Annotated in this window: 22 protein-coding genes; 11 read left to right on the top strand and 11 right to left on the bottom strand. The window is 74.6% G+C overall.

The annotated features are described in order from the left end of the window. Positions 1 to 7 precede the first annotated feature (7 nt). Positions 8 to 763 carry a potassium channel family protein gene (locus tag ACI79A_RS06350; protein ID WP_457081105.1) on the top strand — a complete coding sequence of 252 codons (756 nt, stop codon included), beginning with the start codon at positions 8 to 10 and terminating at the stop codon, positions 761 to 763. On the opposite strand, the gene ACI79A_RS06345 is transcribed toward ACI79A_RS06350, so the two are convergent. Next, complete coding sequence (locus ACI79A_RS06345; protein ID WP_457081103.1) at positions 741 to 2,066, bottom strand: M24 family metallopeptidase; 1,326 nt, start codon at positions 2,064 to 2,066, stop codon at positions 741 to 743. The two genes, ACI79A_RS06350 and ACI79A_RS06345, sit on opposite strands and share 23 nt — an antisense overlap. A 46-nt stretch (positions 2,067 to 2,112) precedes the next feature. Next, positions 2,113 to 3,297 carry a GGDEF domain-containing protein gene (locus tag ACI79A_RS06340; RefSeq protein WP_457081101.1) on the bottom strand — a complete coding sequence of 395 codons (1,185 nt, stop codon included), beginning with the start codon at positions 3,295 to 3,297 and terminating at the stop codon, positions 2,113 to 2,115. A gap of 151 nt (positions 3,298 to 3,448) precedes the next feature. Between ACI79A_RS06340 and ACI79A_RS06335 the strand changes: the two genes are divergently transcribed. Next, the gene (locus ACI79A_RS06335) at positions 3,449 to 3,640 is read left to right on the top strand and encodes a hypothetical protein (protein ID WP_457081099.1); all 192 of its coding nucleotides are present in this window, start codon (positions 3,449 to 3,451) and stop codon (positions 3,638 to 3,640) included. Positions 3,641 to 3,744: 104 nt separating this feature from the next. Continuing rightward, positions 3,745 to 4,440 (top strand): NADPH-dependent F420 reductase, encoded by a 696-nt coding sequence (npdG, locus tag ACI79A_RS06330; protein WP_457081097.1) that lies wholly within the window; start codon positions 3,745 to 3,747, stop codon positions 4,438 to 4,440. A 78-nt stretch (positions 4,441 to 4,518) separates the two neighbouring features. Here the strand turns inward: npdG and panB are convergent, their stop codons facing one another. Then, positions 4,519 to 5,349 (bottom strand): 3-methyl-2-oxobutanoate hydroxymethyltransferase, encoded by an 831-nt coding sequence (gene panB, locus ACI79A_RS06325; RefSeq protein ID WP_457081095.1) that lies wholly within the window; start codon positions 5,347 to 5,349, stop codon positions 4,519 to 4,521. Positions 5,350 to 5,592: 243 nt separating this feature from the next. Between panB and ACI79A_RS06320 the strand changes: the two genes are divergently transcribed. The 6 genes from ACI79A_RS06320 (at position 5,593) to ACI79A_RS06295 (ending at position 13,160) form a co-directional block, all read left to right on the top strand. Next, positions 5,593 to 6,933: a glutamine synthetase family protein gene (locus ACI79A_RS06320; protein WP_457081094.1), complete on the top strand. Its 1,341-nt coding sequence runs from the start codon at positions 5,593 to 5,595 to the stop codon at positions 6,931 to 6,933. Between the two features lie 80 nt (positions 6,934 to 7,013). Next, a complete protein-coding gene (locus tag ACI79A_RS06315; protein WP_457081092.1) occupies positions 7,014 to 7,760 on the top strand; it encodes a type 1 glutamine amidotransferase in 747 nt (248 codons plus the stop codon). Positions 7,761 to 7,771: 11 nt separating this feature from the next. Continuing rightward, a complete protein-coding gene (locus ACI79A_RS06310; protein WP_457081090.1) occupies positions 7,772 to 10,879 on the top strand; it encodes a bifunctional [glutamine synthetase] adenylyltransferase/[glutamine synthetase]-adenylyl-L-tyrosine phosphorylase in 3,108 nt (1,035 codons plus the stop codon). 5 nt (positions 10,880 to 10,884) lie between these two features. Continuing rightward, positions 10,885 to 11,388 (top strand): FMN-binding negative transcriptional regulator, encoded by a 504-nt coding sequence (locus tag ACI79A_RS06305; RefSeq protein WP_457081088.1) that lies wholly within the window; start codon positions 10,885 to 10,887, stop codon positions 11,386 to 11,388. A gap of 29 nt (positions 11,389 to 11,417) precedes the next feature. Next, positions 11,418 to 11,750 (top strand): CDGSH iron-sulfur domain-containing protein, encoded by a 333-nt coding sequence (locus ACI79A_RS06300; RefSeq protein WP_457081086.1) that lies wholly within the window; start codon positions 11,418 to 11,420, stop codon positions 11,748 to 11,750. Positions 11,751 to 11,858: 108 nt separating this feature from the next. Next, positions 11,859 to 13,160, top strand: a complete 1,302-nt coding sequence (locus tag ACI79A_RS06295; protein ID WP_457081084.1) for a hypothetical protein — start codon at positions 11,859 to 11,861, stop codon at positions 13,158 to 13,160. 22 nt (positions 13,161 to 13,182) lie between these two features. Here the strand turns inward: ACI79A_RS06295 and ACI79A_RS06290 are convergent, their stop codons facing one another. The 4 genes from ACI79A_RS06290 to glnA all read right to left on the bottom strand — a co-directional run bounded on the left by ACI79A_RS06290 (position 13,183) and on the right by glnA (position 18,556). Further along, a complete protein-coding gene (locus tag ACI79A_RS06290) occupies positions 13,183 to 14,205 on the bottom strand; it encodes an iron-containing redox enzyme family protein (protein WP_457081082.1) in 1,023 nt (340 codons plus the stop codon). 62 nt (positions 14,206 to 14,267) lie between these two features. Further along, positions 14,268 to 15,827, bottom strand: coding sequence for a methyl-accepting chemotaxis protein (locus tag ACI79A_RS06285; RefSeq protein WP_457081080.1), 1,560 nt, complete (start codon positions 15,825 to 15,827; stop codon positions 14,268 to 14,270). A gap of 179 nt (positions 15,828 to 16,006) precedes the next feature. Next, positions 16,007 to 16,978 (bottom strand): D-2-hydroxyacid dehydrogenase, encoded by a 972-nt coding sequence (locus ACI79A_RS06280; RefSeq protein ID WP_457081078.1) that lies wholly within the window; start codon positions 16,976 to 16,978, stop codon positions 16,007 to 16,009. Between the two features lie 144 nt (positions 16,979 to 17,122). Next, a complete protein-coding gene (gene glnA / locus ACI79A_RS06275; RefSeq protein WP_457081076.1) occupies positions 17,123 to 18,556 on the bottom strand; it encodes a type I glutamate--ammonia ligase in 1,434 nt (477 codons plus the stop codon). Positions 18,557 to 18,722: 166 nt separating this feature from the next. On the opposite strand from glnA, the gene ACI79A_RS06270 reads away from it, so the two are divergent. After that, entirely contained in the window at positions 18,723 to 19,148 is a 426-nt protein-coding gene (locus ACI79A_RS06270) for an RDD family protein (RefSeq protein WP_457081074.1), read from the top strand. A gap of 107 nt (positions 19,149 to 19,255) precedes the next feature. On the opposite strand, the gene ACI79A_RS06265 is transcribed toward ACI79A_RS06270, so the two are convergent. The 3 genes from ACI79A_RS06265 to ACI79A_RS06255 all read right to left on the bottom strand — a co-directional run bounded on the left by ACI79A_RS06265 (position 19,256) and on the right by ACI79A_RS06255 (position 22,632). Then, positions 19,256 to 20,101: a DUF4191 domain-containing protein gene (locus tag ACI79A_RS06265; RefSeq protein WP_457081072.1), complete on the bottom strand. Its 846-nt coding sequence runs from the start codon at positions 20,099 to 20,101 to the stop codon at positions 19,256 to 19,258. An 83-nt stretch (positions 20,102 to 20,184) separates the two neighbouring features. Then, on the bottom strand, positions 20,185 to 21,186 hold the full coding sequence (gene lipA / locus ACI79A_RS06260) for a lipoyl synthase (protein WP_457081070.1): 1,002 nt from the start codon (positions 21,184 to 21,186) through the stop codon (positions 20,185 to 20,187). A 93-nt stretch (positions 21,187 to 21,279) separates the two neighbouring features. Beyond that, entirely contained in the window at positions 21,280 to 22,632 is a 1,353-nt protein-coding gene (locus ACI79A_RS06255; protein ID WP_457081068.1) for a hypothetical protein, read from the bottom strand. A 131-nt stretch (positions 22,633 to 22,763) separates the two neighbouring features. Between ACI79A_RS06255 and ACI79A_RS06250 the strand changes: the two genes are divergently transcribed. Continuing rightward, positions 22,764 to 23,693, top strand: coding sequence for an LLM class F420-dependent oxidoreductase (locus tag ACI79A_RS06250; RefSeq protein WP_457081066.1), 930 nt, complete (start codon positions 22,764 to 22,766; stop codon positions 23,691 to 23,693). A gap of 46 nt (positions 23,694 to 23,739) precedes the next feature. Here ACI79A_RS06250 and ACI79A_RS06245 read toward each other — a convergent pair whose 3' ends face one another. Continuing rightward, positions 23,740 to 24,561 (bottom strand): phosphocholine cytidylyltransferase family protein, encoded by an 822-nt coding sequence (locus ACI79A_RS06245; protein WP_457081064.1) that lies wholly within the window; start codon positions 24,559 to 24,561, stop codon positions 23,740 to 23,742.

Raw genomic sequence — 24,561 nt, 5'->3', positions numbered from 1 at the left:
TGAGCGGGTGCACCGCGAGGAGATCAGGGCCCGCTACGAGCGGGCCAGCCAGTGGCCGCTCGTCGTCGTCGCACTGCTGTTCGTCACCGCCTACGCGTGGCGGGTCCTGCGCCCGGGGTTCCCGGACTGGGTCCAGACCACGCTGACCGTCGTCACCCTGGCGGCGTGGCCGGTGTTCGGCGCCGACTACCTGATCCGGTTGGTGCTGGCCGAGCAGCGCTGGCGTTTCGTCCGGCAGAACTGGATCGACGGCCTGGCGGTGCTGCTCCCGCTGCTGCGGCCGCTGCGCATCGTCAGCCTCGTCCGGGTCGCGCGGGTGCTCGACCGCAAGCTCACCGTCTCCCTGCACGGCCGGGTCGCCTGGTACGTCACGCTGATCGCGCTGCTGATCTCCTTCATGGCCTCCCTGGCGGTGCTCGACGCCGAGCGCGACGCTCCCGGCGCGGTGATCACCACCTACGGGGACGCGGTCTGGTGGTCGGTGGCGACCATCACCACCGTCGGCTACGGCGACGCCTACCCGGTCACCGCGGAGGGCCGGCTGGTCGCGGTGCTGCTGATGGTCGGCGGCATCGCCCTGCTCGGTGTGGTCACCGCGGCGGTCGCCTCCTGGTTCGTCGGCCGGGTGGCCGACGCCGCGCAGGCCCAGGACCAGCAGGACGACGACGCCCTGCGGGCCGAGGTCCGGGCACTGGCGGAGGAGGTGCGCGGGCTGCGCGCCCAGCTGGGCGAGAGCGAGCTCAGGGCGACGGGACCACGATGAGCTCGGTCTGCCGGCCGTCGAGGTACTCCACCCCGGCGCTCGTCAGCGCGATGCCCTGCTCCAGCCCGACCCGGACCACCTGACCGCCCCACTCCGGCACCGGCACCCGCACGCACAGCTCCAGCGCCCAGACGGTGTCGGGGTGGACGACGGCCCCGCCGGCGCCGGGGACGCCGTCCTGCTGGTCCCACGTGCCGACCGCCGGTCCGGCGCCGTGCCCGTGCACGCCCACCGGGTGGGAGTAGACGTCGCCGTCGATGCCGGCCGCGGCGGCGGCGGCCCGGGCGGCGGCGAGCACCTGGTCGCCGGTGCACCCGGGCTGCAGCGCCGCCGTCGTCAGGTCCTGCATCCGGTTGCCCACCCGCAGCGCCGCGGCCAGGCCGGCCGGCGGTCGGGTCTCACCGGGCCGGAGCACGTAGGCGTTGCGCTGGGTGTCGGTGGTCAGCCCCAGGCTGGAGAGGCCGACGTCGCAGTGCAGCAGGTCCCCGGGTTCGACGACGGCGTCGTACGGCACGCCGGGCAGCGCCGTGCCGTGCTCGTCGACCAGCGGGGTCCCGGCGCGTTGCAGGCCGACGGTGGGCTGGAACCACGGGTCGACGCCCAGGTCGGCGAAGCGCTGCCGGATCCACCAGGCGACGTCCAGCGCCGTCGTGCGCCCCACCTCGATCACGGCGGGGGAGAACGCCTGCTCGATCACCTCGTGCGCCAGCCGGTTCATCGCGTGCAACGCAGCGATCTCCTCCGGCAGCCGGGTCTCCAGCCAGCCCACGACCAGGCGCTCGGCGGGGACGACCCGGTCCGCGTGCGGGCCGAGCGCGTCCATCAGCAGCCGGTGCTCGGTGGCGGACAGGCCGTCGGCGTGCGCGAAGGTCGCCGACACGTCGATGCCGATGGAGCGGGGTGCCGCCTGGTCGACGAACCGGCGGACCGACGCCCACTGCGACTGCTCGGCGGTGAGCCCGGGGAGCCCGTCGTCGTCCCAGGCCGGCTGGAACTGACCGACGGGGTAGCGGGACACGGCCGCCGCGGTGACCCCGTCGTCGCTCCGGTGGAACAGCAGGATCGTGCGCCGCCGGGCCGACAGCCAGGTCGCCGGCAGCAGCGTCGGCAGCACCGGGTCCTCGTTGTACTCCCGGCCCACGACCACCCACAGGTCGATGCCCGCGCGGTCCATCAGCACCGGCAGCAGGTCCAGCAGCCGCTGGGTGAGCCAGCGGTCGCGCACGTCGGCCTGCTCCCGCAGCGGCAGCGGCACGGTGCGGGTGGGGTCGGGGTGCGGACGTCCCGGCGTGGTCACGGTCATGGGTGGAGGAAAGCAGAACCGGCGGTGGTCCACCGCGCGGACGCCGTCAGGCCATGCCACCGGACGCCGGGTCGGGCGCCTGCGCGGACGGCGGCGGCTCCGGTGCCGGGTGGCGGGGCTCGCGGAGGAGGGGCACGAGCTGGGCACCGGCCAGCGCCACCTGGTCCCGACCGTTCTCCTTGGCCCGGTACATCGCCGCATCGGCGCGGTCGACCAGCCGCCACAGCGCCTCCGCCGGGTGCTCGGTGTCGTCTGGGCCGGTCAGCGCCGCCCCGATCGAGACCGTCACCTCCCGGTCCCGCCCGGCGGGGCTGGTGGCCACCGCGGCGCGCAGGCGCTCGGCCAGGTGCCGCGCCTCGGCCGGGTCACCGGCCAGACCGATGACCACCAGCTCCTCGCCCCCGGTCCGGGCCAGCACGTCGGTCGGCCGGACGGTGCGGGCCAGGGCCGCGGCCACGCAGCGCAGCACCTCGTCGCCGACCGCGTGCCCGAACGCGTCGTTCAGCCGCTTGAAGTGGTCCAGGTCCAGGACCAGGGCCACCACCCGCTGCCCCTCCCGGCGGGCCTGGCGCCAGATCCGCGGCGCCTGCTCCACCAGGCACCGGCGGTTGGCCAGCCCGGTCAGCGGATCGGTCGAGGAGAGCGCCCGGGTGCGGGTCAGCAACCGCTCGACCCGGCGCCGCAGCAGGAACACGCCGACGGTGACGACGTCGAGCACCACCGCGTTGACCGCGACCTGGACGGTGAGGCCAGCGGCGTCGGGGTAGTGGCCGGCCAGCGCGGCGGCGCAGGCCACCACCACCAGGACCAGGTGCAGGGCCAGCATCCGGGGACCGAGGAACCAGGCCGCCGCCGCGCAGCAGAACAGCAGCATCAGCGGCGGTGAGTAGAGCATCGGGTCGGTGACCGAGCGGGCCACCACGACGTAGACGACGTCCCCCACGACGACCAGCGCGGCCGTCGTCCGTGCATCGACCTGCCGGCGCACCGCCAGCGCCGCGCCCAGGCACAGCAGCGCGACCATCGTCGCCAGGTACAGCCACCGGGTCGGCCCCTCGCGCAGCACCCCGTCGATGAACAGGTTCAGCGAGCCGAGCCCGGCGCCGACGGCCAGCAGCGCGGCGAGGCACCAGGCGGCCACCCGGCTGTCGGGGGTGCGCCCGGAGCTGCCCTCGGCCCCGTCCTCCGGATGCCGGTGACGCTCCGTGGCCGGCCCCCGATCGTCCGTCATGGCAGCAGGATGCACCACCGGCGGCTCCGGCAGAACCCCTGCTGAGCTGCTCGTTCCGGTACCGCGAGGTCCGTGCGCGCCCCGCGCCCGGGGCGGCGCGCACCCGGCCTGGGTGCGAGGCTGGGACGGTCCGAGGAGAGAGGAGGCCGACGTGGCCACGGGTCCCTGGTTCTACTGCCTCAAGCACCACGCGGTGGAAGACCGCGACGGCTGCGCGGAGCGGCACCGGCTCGGGCCGTTCGACACCCGCGAGGAGGCCGAGCAGGCACTGGCGAAGGTCGCCGAGCGCAACGAGGCGGCCGACGCCGCCGACCGGGAGTGGGAGGAGGGGCGCCGCCGCTGAGCGGGGTTCCCACCGGTGTTCCGGTCGGCCGGGAACGGCCGGGAAGGGCATGATCGTCGGCAGCGGGCGCGCGCCGGTGCGCGGCCGGAGCGGCAGGAGGGCTCGTGACGGACGGACGTGCGCTGGAGGACCTCGTGGTCGGCGTGCTCGGGGGCACCGGGCCGCAGGGCCGCGGGCTGGCGGTGCGTCTGGCCGCGGCCGGGCAGCGGGTGCTGCTCGGCTCCCGGGACGCCGAACGCGCCGAGCAGGTCGCCGGCGAGGTCGCCACCCGGGCCGGCGCGGCCGCGGGGGGCGTGGAGGTGTCGGTCCGCGGTGGGTCGAACACCGACGTCGCCGGTGCGGCCGACCTCGTCGTGGTCGCGGTCCCGTATGCCGGGCACGCCGACACCCTGGCCGAGCTGGCGACCCCGCTGGCCGGCAAGGTCGTCGTCGACTGCGTGGTGCCGATGGGCTGGGACGAGCTGGGCGCCTACGTGCTCGACGTCCCCGAGGGCAGCGTCTGCCAGCAGGCCGCGGTGCTGCTGCCGGACAGCTTCGTCGTGGGCGCCTTCCACCACCTCTCCGCCGTCCTGCTGGAGGACCTCTCCCGGCCCACCCTCGACGGCGACGTGATGGTCGTCGGCGACACCCGGGAGGCCACCGACGTGGTGCAGGCGCTGGCCGGGCGGTTGCCGGGCATGCGCGGGGTCTACGCCGGGCGGCTGCGCAACGCCCGGCAGGTCGAGGCGCTGACGATCAACCTGGTGTCGGTCAACCGCCGCTACAAGGCGCACGCCGGCGTCCGCATCACCGACGTGTAGTCCAACCGCGCGAACAGCGTGCGCTGGGTGCCAGGTTCGACGGGCAGAGCTGGCAGTTCGCGCACGCCGTCGCCGCGGCTAGTCGAAGGAGTGCTCGGCGGTGGGGAAGGCCCCGGTGCGAACCTCGTCGGCGTACTCCCGGGCCGCGCGCAGCAGCTCGGCGCGCAGGTCGGCGTACTTCTTCACGAACCGCGGCACCCGGCCACCGGTGAGCCCGGCCATGTCCGGCCACACCAGCACCTGGGCGTCGCAGTCCGGGCCGGCGCCGATGCCGATGGTGGGGATCGCCAGTTCCGCGGTCACCTGACCGGCGATCGCCGCGGGCACCATCTCCAGGACGACGGCGAAGGCGCCGGCCTCCTGCACCGCCCGGGCGTCGGCGAGCAGTTGCTCCGCGCCGGCGCCGCGCCCCTGCACCCGGAAGCCACCGAGGGCGTGCTCGCTCTGCGGGGTGAACCCGATGTGCGCCATGACCGGGATGCCGGCCTCGTGCAGCAGCCGGATCTGCGGGGCCACCCGGACCCCGCCCTCGAGCTTGACCGCCTGCGCGCCGCCCTCCTTCATCATCCGGACGGCGGTCTCGTAGGCCTGCTGGGGCCCCGACTCGTAGCTGCCGAACGGCAGGTCGGCGACGACCAGCGCCCGCGTCGTGGACCGGGTGACGGCCTTGGTGAGCAGCAGGAGGTCCTCGACCGTCACCGGCACGGTGCTGGCGTGCCCGAGCACGACGTTGCCGGCGGAGTCGCCCACGAGCAGCACCGGGATCCCGGCCTCCTCGAAGACCGCGGCGCTGACCGTGTCGTAGGCGGTGAGCATGGCCCACCTCTCGCCCCGTTCCTTGGCCTGCTGCAGGTGGTGCACGCGCACCCGGGCGGTCGACGTGCCGCCATAGAGCACCGACTCGGTCATGACGCTCCTCCACGGACGCCGGCGGCGGGGCCGCGGCGCGAACGGTTCCGGCGCCCCCGGCAGGAGGCGCCCGGGGAGATCTTCGTCCTGCTGCCCGCCGTCGTGCACGGACCCCCGGTGCCGACCGGGCCACGGGCCGCCGATCTGGACTCCGAACCCGGCCCACTCGTGCCGGCCCCTCCCAGGGGGCAGGCTGGGGGTCGCGTAACACGACCGTCACGACCGGAGGCCAGCATGGCGAACATGGACCGCCAGCAGGAGTTCGTCCTGCGCACCCTGGAGGAGCGCGACATCCGCTTCGTGCGGCTGTGGTTCACCGACGTCTCCGGCTACCTCAAGGCCGTCGCCGTCGCCCCGGCCGAGATCGAGGCGGCGTTCGCGGAGGGCATCGGCTTCGACGGCTCGGCGATCGAGGGCTTCGCCCGGGTGTACGAGTCCGACATGCTCGCCAAGCCCGACCCGGGCACCTTCCAGGTGATGCCGGCGGCCAAGGGCCAGGCCAGCGACACCGCCCGGATGTTCTGCGACATCACGCTGCCCGACGGGTCGCCGGCCTGGGCCGACCCGCGGCACGTGCTGCGCCGCACCCTGGCCAAGGCCGCGGACATGGGGTTCACCTTCTACACCCACCCCGAGGTCGAGTTCTTCCTGCTCAAGGACCTGCCCAGCGACGGCACCCCGCCGCAGCCGGCCGACACCGGGGGCTACTTCGACCTGTCCACCCACAACGTCGCCCACGACTTCCGCCGGGAGGCGGTCTTCGCGCTCGAGGCGATGGGCATCTCGGTGGAGTTCAGCCACCACGAGGTCGCGCCGGGCCAGCAGGAGATCGACCTGCGGTACGCCGACGCGCTGTCCATGGCCGACAACATCATGACGCTGCGGCACGTCGTCCGTGAGGTCGCGCTCGGCCAGCAGGTGCACGCCACGTTCATGCCCAAGCCGTTCACCGAGCTGGCCGGCTCGGCGATGCACACGCACCTGTCGCTGTTCGAGGGCGACCGCAACGCCTTCCACGACCCGTCGGACCCGATGCGGCTGTCCACGACGGCCAAGCAGTTCATCGCCGGGCTGCTGACCCACGCCCGGGAGATGACCGCGATCACCAACCAGACGGTCAACTCCTACCGCCGGCTGCTCGCCGGCACCGAGGCGCCCACCGCCGCCACCTGGGGCCGGGCCAACCGCTCCGCGCTGGTCCGGCTGCCCTCCTACAAGCCGAACAAGGGCAACTCGGCCCGGGTCGAGGTCCGCTCGCCGGACTCCGCCTGCAACCCGTACCTGACGTTCGCGGTGCTGCTCGCCGCCGGGCTGCGCGGCATCGAGAAGGGGTACGAGCTCCCGCCCGAGGCCGAGGACGACGTCTGGTCGCTGACCGACACCGAGCGCCGCGCCGCCGGCTACCAGGACCTGCCGGTCTCCCTGGGTGAGGCGCTGACCGCGATGGAGGGCAGCGAACTGGTCGCCGAGACCCTCGGGGAGCACGTGTTCCAGTTCTTCCTGCGCAACAAGTGGGAGGAGTTCAACGCCTACCGGCGGAACGTCACCCCCTTCGAGCTGCAGCGCTACCTCCCCGGCCTCTGAGGAAGGACCCCCTCGCCCCCCACGACGTGCTCCGCACGCCGCGGGTCCCTGCGAGGGGGCCGTTCCATAAGCTCACCCACGTGGCCCGCCTGCTCGTCGTCGTCCCGTCCGACACCGACCCGCCGACGAGGCTGGGGGAGTGGCTGCGGAACGCCGGGCTGGAGCTGGACGAGCGGCGGCTGTCCCGCGGGGAGCCGCTGCCGGCGGACCTGACCGGCGTCGACGGGTTGCTGGTGCTGGGCGGGCCGCAGTCCTCGCTGGACCCCGCGGAGGTCTCCCCGGAGCTCACCGGCGTCCGGCGCCTGCTGGCCCAGGCGCTGGCCGCCGACCTGCCGACGCTGGCCATCTGCCTGGGGGCCCAGCTGCTCGCCCAGGTCGGCGGCGGCAGCACCCGGGTGGGGGCCGGCGGGCCGGAGGTCGGCGCCACGCTCGTGGCCAAGCGGGACGCCGCCGACGCGGACCCGCTGTTCGGCCCGCTGCCGCTGTCGCCGGACGTGCTGCAGTGGCACCACGACGAGATCGACGCACTGCCTCCCGGCGCGACGCTGCTGGCCAGCAACCCCGCCTACCCGCACCAGGCCTACCGGGTCGGGCAGCACGTGTACGGGCTGCAGTTCCACATCGAGCCCGACGAGGCGGTGCTGCGCCGGTGGGCCGGCTCCGACCCGGTCGGGGTGGCCAGCAGCGGCACCGACGTCGCGACCGTCTGCGCCCGCGCCGCCGCGGTGCTGCCCGACGTCGCGGAGGTGTGGGCGCCGTTCGCCGGCCGGTTCGCCGCCCTGGTCGAGGAGCACGCCCGGACCCGTCGCGCACCGGCCGGGGGCTGACGGTGACCGCCGTGCAGCCCGAGGACGGGATCCCCCGGCGCGCTCTCGTCCGGCTGGCCCGCCTGGGGTTCGACGACGGCGAGCGCGCCGCCCGGCTCCTGTCGGACCCGGCGCTGGGCCTGTGGGACCTGGACCGCAACGAGCCCGCCGACCCCGAGGCCGCCCCGGTGGTCTCCGCCCTGGCCCGTGCCGGCGACCCCGACCTGGCGCTGCGGTCGCTGAGCCGGCTGGTCGAGGCGCTGGACGGGATCGACCCCGACGGCGAGGCCGCCGCCGCGCTGCTCGCCCGGCTGCGGGGCTCAGCGCTGGTCCGCACCCGGCTGCTCGGGGTGCTCGGCGCCTCCGCGGGGCTCGGCGACCACCTGGCCGCCCAGCCCGCCGACTGGGTGGTGCTCGACACCGAGGACCGCTGGGGCGCCCGGCCCAGCCCGCAGGAGCTGGAGCAGCAGCTGCTGTTCGCCGTCGGCGCCGACCCGGACGACCCGCCGTGGGGCGTCGGACTGGGCAGCGCCGCACCGGACGCCGATCCGGCCCGCATCCGCGACCTGCACAACGCCTACCTCCGTGCCGTCCTCTCCCTCGCCGGCCGGGACATCGCCGACGGCCTGCCCGCCGACGAGGTGGCCGGGGAGCTCGCCGACATCGCCGCCGCGGTGCTCACCGCCGGGCTCGCGCTGGCCGTGGCCGAGCAGCCGCCGGGGTCGGCGCCCTGCCGGCTGGCGGTGATCGCGCTGGGCAAGACCGGCGGGCGGGAGCTCAACTACGTCAGCGACGTCGACGTCGTCTTCGTCGCCGAGCCGCTGGACGACGCACCCGGGGACGCCGACGAGGCGGCCGCCCTGGCCACCGCGACCCGGGTCGCCGGTGCGCTGATGCGGATCTGCGGTCAGGCGGCGTGGGAGGTCGACGCGGCGCTGCGACCCGAGGGCAAGGCCGGCGTGCTGGTGCGCACCCTGGCCGGGCACCGGGCCTACTACGAGAAGTGGGCCAGCACCTGGGAGTTCCAGGCGCTGCTGAAGATGCGCCCGGTCGCCGGCGACCCCGCGCTGGGCCGGGAGTACGTCGACGCCCTCTGGCCGCTGGTGTGGAAGGCCGGTGACCGGCCCGGGTTCGTCGGGGAGATCCAGGCGATGCGCCGCCGGGTCGAGCAGCACATCCCCGCTGCCCAGGCCGACCGGGAGCTGAAGCTGGGGCGCGGTGGGCTGCGCGACGTCGAGTTCAGCGTCCAGCTGCTGCAGCTGGTGCACGGCCGCGCCGACGTCACCCTGCGGGTCGGCGGCACCATCCCGGCGCTCACCGTGCTCGGCGCCGGGGGCTACATCGGCCGCGAGGACGCCGCGACCCTGGTCTCGGCCTACCGGTTCCTGCGCACCGTCGAGCACCGGCTGCAGCTGCTGCGGCTGCGCCGCACCCACCTGATCCCGGTCGCCGACGACCAGCTGCGCTGGCTGGCCCGGTCGCTGGGCTACAAGCCCGACGACCGCGGTGACTCGGTGGCGGTGCTCCGCGCCGAGCTCACCCTGCACACCCGGGTGGTGCGCCGGCTGCACGAGAAGCTGTTCTACCGGCCGCTGCTGTCCTCGGTGGCGAAGGTCCCCGGCGAGCAGCTGCAGCTGGGGTCGAAGGCAGCGGGGGAGTGGCTGCGGGCACTGGGCTTCGCCGACCCGGACGGCGCGCTGCGGCACATGGGCGCGCTGACCGGCGGCCTGAGCCGCTCGGCCTCCATGCAGCGCTACCTGCTGCCGGTGCTGCTGGAGACCTTCGCCTCCTGCGCCGATCCCGACGCCGGCCTGCTGGCCTACCGACGGGTCAGCGAGGCCCTCGGGCACGACCAGTGGTTCCTCCGGCTGCTGCGCGACGAGGGGCGCACCGCCGAGCGGCTGGCGGTGCTCCTGGGCTCCAGCCAGTACATCGCCGGGCTGCTCACCCGCACCCCCGAGGCGATGCGCACCCTGGCCGACGACGCCCAGCTGGAGCCGCGCGGCGCCGACGTGCTCACCACCGCCTGGCGGCAGGCGGTGTCCCGGGCCGGTGACGCCGCCGCCGGCATGCAGGTGCTCCGCGCGCTGCGCCGGCAGGAGCTGCTGCGGATAGCCTGCGCGGACCTGCTGGGGCGGCTCGACATCGTCCGGGTCGGGCAGGCGCTGCACGCCGTCGCCGTCGCCACCCTGCGCGCCGGGCTGGACGCCGCAGTGCGCAGCTGGGCCGCCCAGACCGGCACCAGCCCGGCTGACGTTCCCTTCGACCTCGCGGTGATCGGCATGGGCCGCCTGGGCGGGGCGGAGATGGGCTACGGCTCGGACGCCGACGTGCTGTTCGTGCACCGGGTGCGGCCCGGCGCCGACCAGGCGAAGGCGACCTCCGCGGCGAACAGCGTCGCGCACACCCTGCGCCGGCTGCTCGGTGAGCCGGCTCCGGACCCCGCCTTCGAGGTGGACGCCGACCTGCGCCCGGAGGGGCGGCAGGGTGCGCTGTCGCGCAGCCTCTCGGCGTTCGCCGAGTACTACCAGCGCTGGGTCTCGACCTGGGAGGTGCAGGCGCTGTTGCGCGCCGACCCGGTGGCCGGCGACGAGGAGCTGGGGCGGGAGTTCGTCCGCCTGATCGATCCGCTGCGCTACCCGGCCGCCGGGCTGAGCAGCGAGCAGATCGCGGAGATCCGCCGGATCAAGGCGCGGGTGGACAGCGAACGGCTGCCCCGCGGCGCGGACCCGGCCACGCACACCAAACTGGGCCGCGGTGGGCTGGCCGACGTCGAGTGGACCGTGCAGCTCCTCCAGCTGGAGCACGCCGCGGCCCATCCGCAGCTCCGGGTGACCTCCACGGTGGCGGCGCTGGGCGCCCTCGCCGACGCCGGGCTGCTCGCCGAGGACCAGCGGACCGCCCTGCAGACGGCGTGGGAGCTGGCCAGCCGGGCCCGCAACGCCGTCTTCCTGGTGCGGGGGCGCCCAGGGGACCAGCTGCCCCGGCAGGGCCGCCTGGAGCTGGGCGGGGTGGCGCGCGCCTGCGGCTACGGCCCCGACGTCGACCCCGGCCAGTTCCTCGACGACTACCGGCGGGTCACCCGGCACGCGCGGACCGTCGTCGACGCCGTCTTCTACGGCCGCACCGAGGAGGCCTGATCGCCGTGTACGTGCCCGCCGCCTTCGCCGCGCGCGACGACGCCGTCGCCGCGCTGCTGGCCGCGCCCGGCGCCGTCGACCTGGTCGGCGCCACCCCGGCGGGGCTGACCGCCACGACCCTGCCGATGGTCCACGACCCGGCGAGCGGCACGCTGCGCGGTCACCTCGCACGGAACAACCCCCAGTGGCGGGAGACGGTGGGGGAGGTGCTGGTCATCGTCCGCGGGCCGGACGCCTACGTCTCGCCGTCCTGGTGCGCAGCCAAGGCCGAGCACGGCCGCGTGGTGCCCACCTGGGACCACGTCGTCGCTCCGGAGCGGTTCGTCGCCGGCCAGCTGCGCTCCGTCGTCGGGGTGGAGGTCCGCATCGCCCGCGTCGAGGCCAGGTGGAAGCTCTCGCAGAACCGGTCGCCCGCCGACGTCGACGGGGTGGTCGCCGGCCTGCGGGCCGACGGTGCCCGGGCGACGGCCGACGCGGTCGCCGCCGCCCGCCCGGGAGACCGGGGTTGAGCGGCGCGGCGCCCGGGAACCAGCCACCGGTGCCTCCCGAGATCCCGGCCCAGCCCCCGGCGACCGACGTCTCCGACGCCACCGTGCGCGACCTGCCGCCGGCCGACGAGCCGACCGCGACCATCACGCCCTACCGCGACGGCCCGCTGGTGGTGCGCGGCGACTTCCGCCTGGTCGACACCGACGGCAACGAGATCGACCCCGGCCGGAAGACGGTGGCGCTGTGCCGGTGCGGGAAGTCCGGGATCAAGCCGTTCTGCGACGGCACGCACAAGCGGTCCGGCTTCCACGCCGCCAGCGCGCCCGCCCGGCCCCGCCCGGCGGCGCGCATCGTCGCCGAGGCGCGCGACAACCGCGGCTGAGCCGGCTGGACCGGGCCGGGCCACCGCGCGTTCACCGGCCGGTCACCGGGCGCTGGCCCGCCGCGGTCAGGGTGGGCGCGATCCCGCCCCGACCGCAGAAGGTGGCCCGTGCTCCGTCGTCCGATCCGTTCCGTTCCCGTTGCCGCGCCCGCCGTCGTCACCGCCGGCCTGCTGGCCGCCGTCCTCACCGCCGGCACGGCGTCCGCCGCCACGCCGCCGACCTTCTCGGCGCTGGCCACCTTCCCGGTCGCCGGTGAGGTCGCCGAGATCATCTCGGCCACCCCGGACGGCCGGACCGTCATCTACACCGACTCCGAGCTGGGCCAGGTCGGCCTGGTCGACCTCAGCCGGCCCACCGCGCCCCGCCAGCTCGGCACGATCGACGTGGGTGGCTCGCCGACCTCGGTGACGGTGATGTCCAACGCGCGGTACGCCCTCGTCGCCGTCGACACCACCACCGACCTGGTGCGCCCCTCGGGCCACCTGGCGGTCGTCGACCTGCCCCGGCGGGAGGTGGTGCGCACCATCGACCTGGGCGGCCAGCCGGACTCCATCGACGTCGGGCCCAGCGGCGTCTTCGCGGCCGTCGCCATCGAGAACCAGCGCGACGAGGACCTGGTCGTCGACGGGGTCGAGGGCGGCCTGCCGCAGCTGCCGGCCGGTTACCTGTCCGTGGTCGACCTGCGCGGTCCGGTGTCGGCGTGGACCGCCGGGCGGGTGGAGCTCACCGGCCTGCCGGGCATGGCCTTCCCCGCCGATCCGGAGCCGGAGTTCGTCGACGTCGACGGGCGGGACATCGCGGCGGTGACGCTGCAGGAGAACAACGCGATCGCGCTGGTCGACCTGGCCCGCCAGCGGGTCGTGCACTCCTTCTCCGCCGGCACGGTCACCCGCACCGACGCCGACACGGCCGACGACGGCACCGTCGCCTTCGACGACCCGCTCGTCGCACCGCGGGAGCCGGACGCCGTGCAGTGGACGCTGCGCGGCGAACTGGTCACCGCCGACGAGGGTGACCTGTTCGCCGAGCCCAGCGGCGGCCGGGGGTGGACGGTCTTCGGCCAGGACGGCACGGTGCGCTGGTCCAGCGGCGGTTCGGCGGAGCGCGCGCTCGCCGAGGCCGGCCGGTACCCCGACGAGCGCAGCGACGACAAGGGCGCGGAGTTCGAGGGCGCGGAGGTGGCGCGCATGCGCGGCACCGACTACGCCTTCATCGGCGCCGAGCGGGGCGACGCCGTCCTGGTCTACGACATCGGCCGCTCGCGGCTCGGGGACAGGGTCACCCCGCGGCTGCTCCAGGTGCTGCCCACCGGCGACGCGCCCGAGGGGCTGCTCGCCATCGAGTCGCGGGAGCTCTTCGTGACCAGTGACGAGGACGACGGCACCCTGTCGGTCTTCGGCCTGCGCTGAGGCCCGGCGGAGCCGGTCGCGGCTAGGCGGCGACCGGCTCCTGCTGCCGCAGGGCGGACCGTCCGGCGGCCCAGGCGTCCATCAGGTACCCGGCGGTGAGCCCGTCCAGGGCGAGCGAGCACTGCGCGCCGAAGAGGACGTCGGCGGCCAGCGCCGGCTGCTCGGCCACCAGCGACCCGCACATGTCGACGGCGGCGATCTGCTCGTGCACCGCGTCGGCCTCCACGTGCTCGTCGTAGAAGACGCTGGCGTCCGCGCCGAACCCCAGCCGCCGCAGACCGGCGGAGTAGCGCCGGCTCGGCTCGGAGGAGGTCATCTCCACCGCGGCCAGGTGGCCCAGGCAGGCGCCGCGCCACCGGCGGTGCAGGCCGAACAGCGACATGGTGTTGACCGAGGTGAAGGCGACCGCGGGGGCCTCGTCCCACAGCGCGCCGTAGCCGTCGTCCAGGCCCAGGTCGCGCATCATCCCGGCGAAGAGCCGGCTGTGCATGCGCTCGGGCGCCCCGCCGCCGTACTCGTCGGCCTGGATCTCCACCATCGCGGCCTTGCTCCGCCCGGAGATGCGGGGGATGGCCCAGGTGTGCGGGTCGCCCTCCTTGAGGTGGTAGACCGACCGCACGGTCAGGTACTCCCGCCACTGGTCGGCGGTGCCCTGCTTGGCCATGTACCGGGACAGCGACGGGCCGTCGTCGGCCTCGATGACCGCCGTGAGCTGCCGGTCGACGGTGTCCTCGGGGAGGTCGACGGCCGGGACGAGCGCCTGCAGGGCCCGCAGGTGCACCGCCTCCAGCAGTGCGCGCAGGCGCAGCAGCTCGGGGTCCCACTCCCAGGCGTCGTCGACGTCGTCGAAGCCCTGGTAGTGCAGCTCGTAGCAGACGGCCAGGCTGAGCTGCAGGTCCTCGTCGGTGAGCGGGTCGGCGGTGGCGGCGCCGAGTGCATCGAGCAGGGCCTCGGCGGTGGCGACGGTGGCCGGGCCGATCGAACCGCCGGTCAGGTCCGCGAACAGCGCGGCGCTCAGCGGGCCCCGTGGCTTGGGAAGGCGCATGTCAGCGACCATGCCCCGGACGGCGACGCCCCGAACGTGACCTGCCACCCCCGGCTCGGGGGTCAGACGTGCGCGTCGAACGCGGTCGCCATCCTCGCCTGCTCCTCCAGCACGTCGTTGATCCGCGCCTGGACCGCGTCCAGCTGGCCGATGATCTCGCTGGTGGCGTGGATGCCGTCGGCGACCGCCTTGCTGCTGGCCTGGATCCCGGCGATCTGGTCGGAGACCTTCTGCGTGGCGTTGGCGGTCTCCCGGGCGAGGTCCTTGACCTCGCTGGCGACGACGGCGAAGCCCTTGCCGAGCTCACCGGCGCGGGCGGCCTCGATGGTGGCGTTGAGGGCGAGCAGGTTGGTCTGGTCGGCGATGCCGGAGATGATCCGGATGACCTCACCGACCGCCGCCGACGCCTCGTCCAGCGAGACGACCTCGCCGGTCATCGTGGAGGCCTGGCTGACCGCGCTCTCGGCGACCCGGCCGGCGTCGCCGGCGGCCTCGCGCAGCCGGGACACGGTGTCCAGCAGCTCGCGGGCGTTCTCCGCGGACTCCTCGGTGCGCCGCAGCACGTCCAGCCGCTGGGAGACCAGCTGCTGCACGTTGCTCAGGGCCGAACGGCGCGACTCCGACAGCTCGATGGTCTCGGTGACGAAGAAGTCCATCGTGCCGATGACCCGCCCGCCGACCAGCAGCGGGAAGCAGACACCGGACTTCACCCCGGCGCGCTGGGCTGCCGGAGCCCGCACGCAGTCGGTCATCTCACCGATGTCGCTGACGAAGTACAGGTCCCGCGCGCGCCAGGCCCGGCCGGAGAGCCCGACGCCCTCGGCGAAGGACGCGGACAGGGTGACCGTGCGGAACTCCTCGCCGGCCGAGCCGGACTCCTGCTGGAACCGCAGCACGCCGGCGGACTCGTCCAGCGCCCAGTAGGAGCCGTAGGCCCAGCCGAACGCCTCCCGGACGGTGTCCAGCGCGATGCGCAGCGCGGACGCCTGGTCGATGGCCGCCCCGAGCTCGGTGACGACGGTCGTCACCGCGACCCGGTCGTCGAGGGTCTCCTGCAGCTCGTTCCGGGCCAGCGCGGCCCGGCGCGCGTGCGACAGCAGCCGACCCAGGGAGTCCCACTTGCCCTGACGGGCCCCGGTGAAGGGCAGCTCGCCGCGGGCGTAGTACTCGTTCAGCGCCACGACGACGCCGTTCTCCACCGTCGGCAGCACGCAGCCGTGGGTGGCGCCGGCCATCCGGGCACCGGACCAGCGGAGGCAGGTCGCCGGGTCGCTGCCCTCGTCGACCAGCACGGTGGCCTTCGAGCGGAGCGCCTGACCGGCGTAGCCGTCGGCGGAGGTGACCCGGTGCACGCGGGCCGCCGGGGTGGCCGCGAGGGAACCGGTCATCTCGCCGTGCTCCCCGACCAGCTGGAATGCGCCGTCGGGGCCGGGAAGCCAGCTGGCCCCGTAGCCGAGCCCCAGCTCGTCGACGAGGGTGGCGGTGATGGTGCGGTGCGCCTCGACGGCGTCGGTGACCCCGCGGTCCAGGACCGCGATCACCTTCTCCACCGCCTCCACGTCCCGGGGCATCTCCGCCGGGGAGAGGGGAGTGCGCTCCGGGGTACTGGTGCGCCGCCTCATCTGTCGTCCCCCATGTCTCGTGGCTGTCCGGCCGCCGTGCGCGGCCTGCCCGCGCGGACCGGGCTCGGTGCGCCGGCCAGGTCCAGGTCTGCCGTCCTCATCGGCAGCCGGGGGGCGGTGTTGAGCCGACGACCGGATCGGGCGCAATCAGATGGTGCGTCCGCGCGGATGGGGCGAGCTCAGAAGCCGGCGGCCTTGTCCACGACGTTGACCAGCGGTTCGCCGAGGGCGAAGCGACGGCAGTTCTCCGCGAGCACGGCGTACCGGCGCTCCTCCAGGTCCGGGCCGCGGTCGGCCACGTGCGGGGTGACCAGGACCCGGGGTGCGCTCCAGAGGGGCGAGTCGGCGGGCAGCGGTTCGGGGTCCGCCACGTCGACGCCGGCTGCGCCGAGCAGCCCGTCGCTGAGGGCTCGGGCCAGGTCTGCGGTCACGGTGGTGGCGCCGCGGCCCACGGTGACGTACAAGGCGCCTCGGCGCATCCGGCGGAACCGCGTCAGGTCGAACGTCCCTGCGGTCGCGGGGGTCTCGGGCAGGACGTTCACCACCGCGTCAGCGCGGGGGAGCAGCGCGTCGAGGGCGTCGGGACCGTGCACCTCGGCCACGCCCGGCGGTGGATCCCCAGGGCGTGCGTCGGTGGCCAGCACGGTCATCCCCAGCGCGGCGGCCAGCCGGCCGATCTCGGCGCCGATGCTGCCCAGGCCGGCGACCAGGAGGGTCGCCCCGTCCAGGTGGAGCACCGGGCCCTCGTCGGGGCGCCAGCCGCGCTCGTCCTGCTGCGCCCGGTACACGTCCAGGCGACGGGCCAGCGCGAGCAGCAGCGCGATCGCGTGCACCCCGACCGAGTCGCCGTAGATGCCCCGGACGTTGGTGACGACGACGTCGGACTCGACCAGCTCGGGGAAGAAGTACCCCGACGGCGGGTTGGCCTGGGGGGAGTGCAGCCACCGCAGCCGGCCGGCGGCGGCCAGCAGCCGGGGTGTGAGGGCGCCGAACGCCGCCTCCGCCTCGGTCAGCAGCCCGGCCAGCTCGTCCTCCCCGGCCTCGGCCGGAGCCAGCAGGACGTCCAGCTGCGGCACCTGCTCGGCCAGCCGCTCTCGCCAGGTCGCCAGCGACCTGCCCGCCTGTGGCAGGAGTACCAGCCGTGGCGTCATCGTGTGCCCTCCTCGTGGTCGGCGCCGTCCGGCAATCCTCGCCCAGCCGGCCGCGCCCTGCGCCCCGGGCAGGCCCGAAACGCACCGCGGCCCCCGTTCCCTGCGCGCACGCAGCGAACGGGGGCCGCGGGGACCGCGCCGGGATCAGATGTCGTAGTACATCGCGAACTCGTGCGGGTGCGGGCGGAGACGGATCGGGTCGATCTCGTTCTCCCGCTTGTACTCGATCCAGGTCTCGATCAGGTCGGAGGTGAACACGCCACCGTCGAGCAGGTAGTCGTGGTCGACCTCGAGCCGGTCGAGGACGGCGTCGAGCGAGGCGGGCACCTTGTCGATGCCCAGGGCCTCCTCGGGCGGCAGCTCGTAGAGGTCCTTGTCGACCGGCGCCGGGGGCTCGATCTTGTTCTTGATGCCGTCGAGGCCGGCCATCAGCATCGCGGAGAACGCGAGGTAGGGGTTGGCCGACGGGTCGGGCACGCGGAACTCGATGCGCTTGGCCTTCGGGCTGTCGCCGGAGATCGGGATGCGGCAGCAGGCCGAGCGGTTGCGCGCGGAGTAGACCAGGTTGATCGGCGCCTCGTAGCCGGGCACCAGCCGGTGGTAGCTGTTCACCGTCGGGTTGGTGAAGGCCAGCAGCGACGGGGCGTGCGCCAGCAGCCCACCGATGTAGTGGCGGGCGGTGTCGGACAGCCCCGCGTAGCCGGTCTCGGCGTGGAAGAGCGGCTCGCCGTCCTTCCACAGGCTCTGGTGGCAGTGCATGCCCGAGCCGTTGTCGCCGAACAGCGGCTTCGGCATGAAGGTCGCGGTCTTGCCGGCGGCGAAGGCGGTGTTCTTCACGATGTACTTGAACAGCATCAGGCTGTCGGCCGAGCGCAGCAGCGTGTCGAACTTGTAGTTGATCTCGGCCTGACCGCCGGTGCCGACCTCGTGGTGGCCGCGCTCGAGCTGCAGCCCCGCGTTGGTCAGGTTGACCATCATGTCCGCGCGCAGGTCGCTGTAGTGGTCGTACGGCTCGACCGGGAAGTAGCCGCCCTTGGCGCGGGTCTTGTAGCCCAGGTTCGGGCCGCCGTTCTCACCGGTCAGCGAGCCCGAGTTCCACGAGCCCTCGACCGAGTCGACGTGGTAGTAGCCCTCGTTGATCGAGGTGCTGTGCCGGACCGAGTCGAAGACGTAGAACTCGGCCTCGGGGCCGAAGTAGGCGGTGTCGGCGATGCCGGAGCTCGCGAGGTAGGCCTCGGCCTTCTTCGCCACGTTGCGCGGGTCGCGGCTGTAGGCCTCGCGCGTGATCGGGTCGTGGATGAAGAAGTTGACGTTCAGCGTCTTGTGCGCCCGGAACGGGTCGACGAAGGCGCTGTTCGCGTCGGGCAGCAGCAGCATGTCCGACTCGTTGATCGCCTGGAAGCCGCGGATCGAGGACCCGTCGAAGCCCAGACCCTCGCTGAACGTGTCCGGGCCGAAGGTCTCCGCCGGGATGGTGAAGTGCTGCATGACGCCGGGGAGGTCGCAGAACCGGACGTCGACGAACTTCACGTCGTTGTCGCGGATGTAGGCGGTGACCTCGTCGGGACTGGTGAACATCGATCCTCCGGGAGTGGACGGACAGCCGACACGCAAGCTACGAGCGTGCGATTGCCCTGGGGTGTCTCTCGTGTTTCCGGGGCGTAACACCGCCTCCGGCGTGTCGCGCCGGGAGCCGGACGGCGCCCACCGAGGTGTGCACGGGGCACGTCCTAGGCTGGCGGACGTGGCCAGTGACGACGTCTCACCCTCTCAGGGGCGCACCCGGGGGGCCGCACTGGGGTTGCCGGCCACCGGCCCGGGCTCGCTGGCGGGCTTCGGGCAGCGGGTGGCGCAGTACCTGGTCGACGCGGTGGCCGCGGCCCTGGTCGCCGGGCTGTTCACGGCGCCCGAGGCGCCCCGGCTGTGGAGCCTGCTCAGCTTCGGCGCCATCACCGTCGTCTCGCTGGTGTTCGCCGGCCAGACCCCCGGCATGCGGGTGATGGGGCTGCGCCTGGCGCACCCGCACCCCGCTCAGCGGCTGGCGCTGTGGCGCGCCGTCGTCCGCACCGCCCTGCTCATGACCCTCGTCCCGGCGCTCGTGGTCGACGCCGACGGCCGGGGGATGCACGACCGGCTCACCGACACCGCGGTGGTCCGCGACCGGGCCTGAGCCCCCCCGCCCCATGCGGGCCCGGGGCGGTGCCCCGGACCGGGCCGACCGACGACGAACGCCCCCGGCCACGAGGGCCGGGGGCGTTCGTCGTCGGGGTGCCGGGCTCAGCGGCGGCGGACCTGCCGCTGGCTGATCGACATCTGCCGCCCACCGGGGAGCGGGCCGCCGGGAACCGGCATCCGGCTGCCACCCAGGGCGCTCATCCGCTTCGACAAGGCGTTGACCTCGGCGCCGGACAGGTTGCGGGGCAGCTTCATGACGTGCGCGCTGAGCTTCTTCAGCGGTACCTCGCCCTCGCCGTCGCCGACCACGACGTCGTAGATCGGGGTGTCGCCGACGACCTTGGCCATCCGGCGCTTCTCCTGCGCGATCAGGCCGCGCACCCGCTGCGGGGTGCCCTCGCCGACCAGGATGATGCCGGGCCGCCCGAGCACCCGGTGCAGGGCGTCGAACTCCCGCGTGCCGGCGATGCCGGAGGAGACCCGCCAGTCACCGCGCATGCCCTCGAGCACCCAGGACGCCGCGCCGGGCTGGCCCTCGACCTGCCGGTACGCCGAGCCCTGGGCGCGCCGGCCGAACACGATGAGGGCGGCGAGCAGCCCGAGGGCGATGGCGATGGGCAGGAACAGGAACGGCGAGCTGAAGACGAGCAGCCCGAACAGCTCCACCGCGGCCGCCACCACCACGAAGGCGATGAGCATGATCCAGGGGAGCTTCGGGTCGTTGCGGTGGGTCAGCGTGTAGGCCTGGCGGATCATCCCCGCCTGGCTCTTGAGCTTGGCCAGCCGCTTCACCTTGGGCTTGCCGTCCTTGCCGGTCTTGCCGGTCTTGCCGCTCGTGGCCTTGCCCGCGGCGGTGGCGCCGGTGTTGCGTCCGGGCGCGCCGCCGGCCGGGCCCCGGCCGGCCTTGCCGGCGGGGGCGGAGGTGTCGGTGGACCTGCTGCGTGCCATGCGTCGAGGATAGCCAGAGGGCCCGCTGCCCCCTGCTACTCGCGAGCTCGCGGCGGGCCCCGGCACCGGGCCGAGGAGCGGGATCAGCCGCGGACGGCGAGCCCGCGCGCTTCCGCGGCCTGCTGGTAGAGCCGCCCCGCCCGGTACGAGCTGCGCACGAGCGGCCCGGCCAGCACGCCGGGGAAGCCCATCTCCTCGGCCTGCGCGGCGAAGCCGACGAACTCGTCGGGCTTGACCCAGCGGATCACCGGGTGGTGCCGGACGCTCGGCCGCAGGTACTGGGTGATGGTCAGCAGGTCGCAGCCGGCGTCGCGGAGGGCCTGCATGGTCTCCACGACCTCGTGCGGCTCCTCGCCCATGCCCAGGATCAGGTTGGACTTGGTGACCAGGCCGGCTTCGCGGGCCGCGGTGATCACCGCCAGCGACCGCTCGAAGCGGAAGCCGGGGCGGATCCGCTTGAAGATGCGGGGCACCGTCTCGACGTTGTGCGCCAGCACCTCCGGCCGGGAGGAGAAGACCTCGGCCAGCTGGTCGGGGTCGGCGTTGAAGTCGGGGATCAGCAGCTCGACGCCGCAGCCGGGGATGGCCGCGTGGATCTGCCGGACGGTCTCGGCGTACAGCCACGCGCCGCCGTCGGGGAGGTCGTCGCGGGCGACGCCGGTGACCGTGGCGTAGCGCAGGCCCATGGTGGCGACGCTCTCGGCGACCCGGCGCGGCTCGTCACGGTCGAAGTCGGCGGGCTTGCCGGTGTCGATCTGGCAGAAGTCGCAGCGCCTGGTGCACTGGTCACCGCCGATGAGGAAGGTGGCCTCCCGGTCCTCCCAGCACTCGTAGATGTTGGGGCAGCCGGCTTCCTCGCAGACCGTGTGCAGCCCCTCGCGGCGCACCAGCGACTTCAGCTCGGTGTACTCCGGGCCGGTCTTGAGCTTCGTCTTGATCCACTCGGGCTTGCGCTCGATGGGGGTCTGGCTGTTGCGGACCTCCAGGCGCAGCAGCTTGCGGCCGGCGGGCTCGATCCGGGACGCGTCGCCCGGGGTGTTCGCGGTTGCGTCGTTCGTGGTCGCCTCGTCCATGCCCAGGCTCATGACCAGCACGGTACTCCCGGCTGCCGACGCCCCCGGACGCGCAGGAGGGGGCCCGGCGCGAGTGCGCCGGGCCCCCTCCTGGTGGTGCTGCGGTCAGCCGCGGGTGCTGCCCGGCGTGCCCGCGGGGCCGCCGGTGTCGTCCGCGTCCGGCCCCGCCGTGGCGACCGGGGTGTCCGGGTCGTTGCGGGTGCTGGTGGTCGGCTCCGGGGTGGACTGGTTGCTCGGCTCACCCGGGCCGGAGGCCGGCTGGGCCTCCAGCGCGCCGATGTCGGTGTCGGTGGGAGCGGAGTCCGACGGCGCGGTCTCCGCGGTCGAGACGGCCTTCCCGCCCTGCGACGCGGGGCTTTCGGTGCCGCCGGCCGGGGTGCTGGGGGAACTGGACACGGGGTCCTCTCGGTAGCTGGGCACGGGCCCGTCGCCGGTGGGCGCAGGGTTCCACGGGTCCTCGCTCTTCTTCCCCCGCAGGGCCACGACCACACCCGCGACGACCGCGAGGACGGCGAGGACCCACGGCCAGCGCCGCGGCGCCTTCTCCTCGATGCCGACGCCCCGCTTGACCGAGGTGACGGTCGCGGCGGTGCGCTTGGCGGCGTCCTTGCGTGCCCGGGCGGTGGCCTTCTCCAGCGCGGCCCGGCGCTTGGCGGCCTTGCGGGACAGCTCGTCGGCCCGCTTGCCCAGCTTGTCGGCCTTCTTGCCGGCGGCTCGGCGACCGGTCTCGGCCGCGGCGACGGCGGCGGCGAGCCGGGCGGCGGCGGTCTCGCGGGCGGCTTCGGCAGCGGCCACCGCATCGCGGCGCGCCTTCTCGGTCTGGGCGCCGGCGGCGGTGCCCAGGGTGGCCGCGGTGGCGGCGAGCTCCGCGCTGCGGGCCTCCAGCTGGGCCCGGGCCGCCTCGACGCTGGCGAGCAGGTTCCCCCGCGCCGTCTCGAAGGCCGGCCCGGCTGCCTCGCGGGCTGCGGTCACCCGTGGGGTGGCGTAGGCGGCGGCCGCGGTGGATGCCGCGGTCAGCCGCGGGCCGGCGGCCTCGAGGTTGGTGCGCGCGGTCCGGGCGGCGTTCTCCCACGCCGGCCCGGCCGCCTCGCGGGCGGCCTCGATCCGCGGGGTGGCGGCGGCGACCGCCGTCTCCAGGTTCGCCCGGGCGACCTTGGCGGCGGCCTCCAGGCGGGGCACGACGTCCTTCTCGTACGTCTTCTGCGCCGCCCCGAGCCGGGGGGCCAGCACGTCACGGGCAGCGTCGAGCTGCGGGGCCAGGGCCGCGGCCGCGGCCTCCATCCGCGGGGCGACGTCGGTGGCGTAGGTCTGCTGCGCCGCCTTGGTCGCCGCCGCCACCTGGGGCCCGAGCTGGTCCGCCGCGGCCCGACGGGCCTCGGTGACCGCGGCGCCGATGTGGGCGAACCCCTCTTGCAACTCGGTCCCGATGACCTCTGTCGAGCTCTTCTTGCGGAACACTCCAGCACCTCCGAGTTGATCGCGTCGCGATCATCCTGCCCGCCATCGCCCGTGGGCACACCCCGAGTCGCCCACGGGGCGGGTGCCACGCCGGCCAGCAGCGGGCGGTCGGGCTGGCTAGGTTCCACCCCGTGCAGCTACGGATCTTCACCGAACCCCAGATGGGCGCCACCTACGACGACCTGCTCGCGGTGGCCCGCCGCACCGAGGAGACCGGCTTCGACGCCTTCTTCCGCTCCGACCACTACCTCACGATGGGCGGCGACGGCCTCCCCGGGCCGACCGACGCCTGGGTCACCCTCGCCGGGCTCGCCCGGGAGACCAGCCGGATCCGGCTGGGCACGCTGATGACGGCGGCCACCTTCCGGCTGCCCGGCCCGCTCGCCATCTCGGTGGCCCAGGTCGACCAGATGAGCGGCGGCCGGGTGGAGCTGGGCATCGGCTCGGGCTGGTTCGCCGAGGAGCACAGCGCCTACGGCATCCCGTTCCCCGAGCTGGGGGAGCGCTTCGACCGGTACGAGGAGCAGCTGGCCGTCATCACCGGGCTGTGGAACACCCCGGTGGGGGAGACCTTCGACTTCGCCGGGCAGCACTACCAGCTCTCCGGGTCCCCGGCGCTGCCCAAGCCCGTGCAGCCCGGCGGCATCCCGATCCTGGTCGGCGGCAACGGCAAGAAGCGCACCCCGCGGCTGGCGGCGAGGTATGCCGCCGAGTTCAACGTGCCGTTCCAGTCGGCCGAGGACAACGCCCGGCTGTTCGCCGGGGTGCGGGACGCCTGCGCGCAGGTCGGGCGCGACCCGGGTGAGCTGGTCTACAGCTCCGCGCTGGTGCTCTGCGTCGGCCGGGACGAGGCGGAGCTGGCCCGCCGGGCCGCCGCCATCGGCCGGGACGTCGACGAGCTGCGCGCCCACGGCGTCGCCGGCACCCCGGCGGAGGCGGTGGACACCCTGGGGCGCTACGCGGAGGCGGGCGCCACCCGCGTGTACCTGCAGGTGCTCGACCTCGCCGACCTCGACCACCTGGACCTGGTCGCCGGCGAGGTCGCCCCGCAGCTGGCGTGAGCAGCGCGGCGCCCCGCCCGCCGGTGGTGGGCGGGGCGCCGGTGCCTCAGCGGAGCTCGGAGGCCAGCGGCTCCAGAGCCGCGCGCGAGCGCAGCCAGGTGTTCGCCCGCTGCAGGTCGTCGTCGAAGTCGACCTCGACGGCGGAGAATCGGGAGATGTCCACCGGGCGGAAACGCACCCCGGCCCGCTGGATCGCCAGCTCCATGCCGCGCTCGAAGTAGTCGTTCGCGTCGCAGGCGACGAGGTGCTCGACCAGCGCGGCCTTGTCGGCCCCGGAGACGTAGTTGATGCCGACCGCCTCGCCGAGCCCGCCGACGACGGTCTTGGACAGCTCGGCGATGAAGCCGTCGTCGTCCAGGGTGTACTTGACCTCCTCGTCGGCGACGGTCGAGGTGTCCACGCAGACGAAGCTCTCGTCGGCCTGGATGAGCGGGGCGGCGTGGTCGAGCACCGCCGGGTCGAAGACCACGTCGCCGTTCATCCAGAGCACTCCGCCGGCCTGGGAAGACCGCAGGGCCTTGAGCAGGCTCTGCGAGGTGTTGGTGACGGCGAAGTCGGGATTGAACGCGAACAGCAGGTCCGGCTGCGCCCGCATGACGGCCTTGGCGCGGTAGCCCACCACCGCGGTCACCGGTGCCGCGGCGCCGAAGACGGCACGGATGCCGTCCAGCTGCTGCTGCATGATGCTGCGGCCGTCCATCAGCTGGGTCAGCGGCTTGGGCAGCTTGCGGCCCAGCCGGGTGCCCATGCCCGCGGCCAGGATGACCACCTGCGGGGCGGCGGCGGGGGTGCCGGACGAGCCGTCGGCCACCGCCGGACGCGACCGCCGATCGCGGCCCCCGGTCAGGATCGGGTCAGCAGTGCGCAT

It is taken from the genome of Modestobacter sp. SYSU DS0657 (assembly GCF_054050925.1).
This window is presented reverse-complemented; position numbering and strand designations above follow the sequence as displayed.

Coding starts and splice junctions, on each gene's coding strand:
- lipA (WP_457081070.1), bottom strand. CDS start 21,186: ATGAGCCTGGGCATGGACGAGGCGACCACGAACGACGCAACCGCGAAC.
- ACI79A_RS06320 (WP_457081094.1), top strand. CDS start 5,593: ATGGACCGCCAGCAGGAGTTCGTCCTGCGCACCCTGGAGGAGCGCGAC.
- ACI79A_RS06340 (WP_457081101.1), bottom strand. CDS start 3,297: ATGACGGACGATCGGGGGCCGGCCACGGAGCGTCACCGGCATCCGGAG.
- ACI79A_RS06245 (WP_457081064.1), bottom strand. CDS start 24,561: ATGCGCACTGCTGACCCGATCCTGACCGGGGGCCGCGATCGGCGGTCG.
- ACI79A_RS06280 (WP_457081078.1), bottom strand. CDS start 16,978: ATGACGCCACGGCTGGTACTCCTGCCACAGGCGGGCAGGTCGCTGGCG.
- ACI79A_RS06285 (WP_457081080.1), bottom strand. CDS start 15,827: ATGAGGCGGCGCACCAGTACCCCGGAGCGCACTCCCCTCTCCCCGGCG.
- ACI79A_RS06265 (WP_457081072.1), bottom strand. CDS start 20,101: ATGGCACGCAGCAGGTCCACCGACACCTCCGCCCCCGCCGGCAAGGCC.
- panB (WP_457081095.1), bottom strand. CDS start 5,349: ATGACCGAGTCGGTGCTCTATGGCGGCACGTCGACCGCCCGGGTGCGC.
- ACI79A_RS06290 (WP_457081082.1), bottom strand. CDS start 14,205: ATGCGCCTTCCCAAGCCACGGGGCCCGCTGAGCGCCGCGCTGTTCGCG.
- ACI79A_RS06345 (WP_457081103.1), bottom strand. CDS start 2,066: ATGACCGTGACCACGCCGGGACGTCCGCACCCCGACCCCACCCGCACC.
- glnA (WP_457081076.1), bottom strand. CDS start 18,556: ATGTTCACCAGTCCCGACGAGGTCACCGCCTACATCCGCGACAACGAC.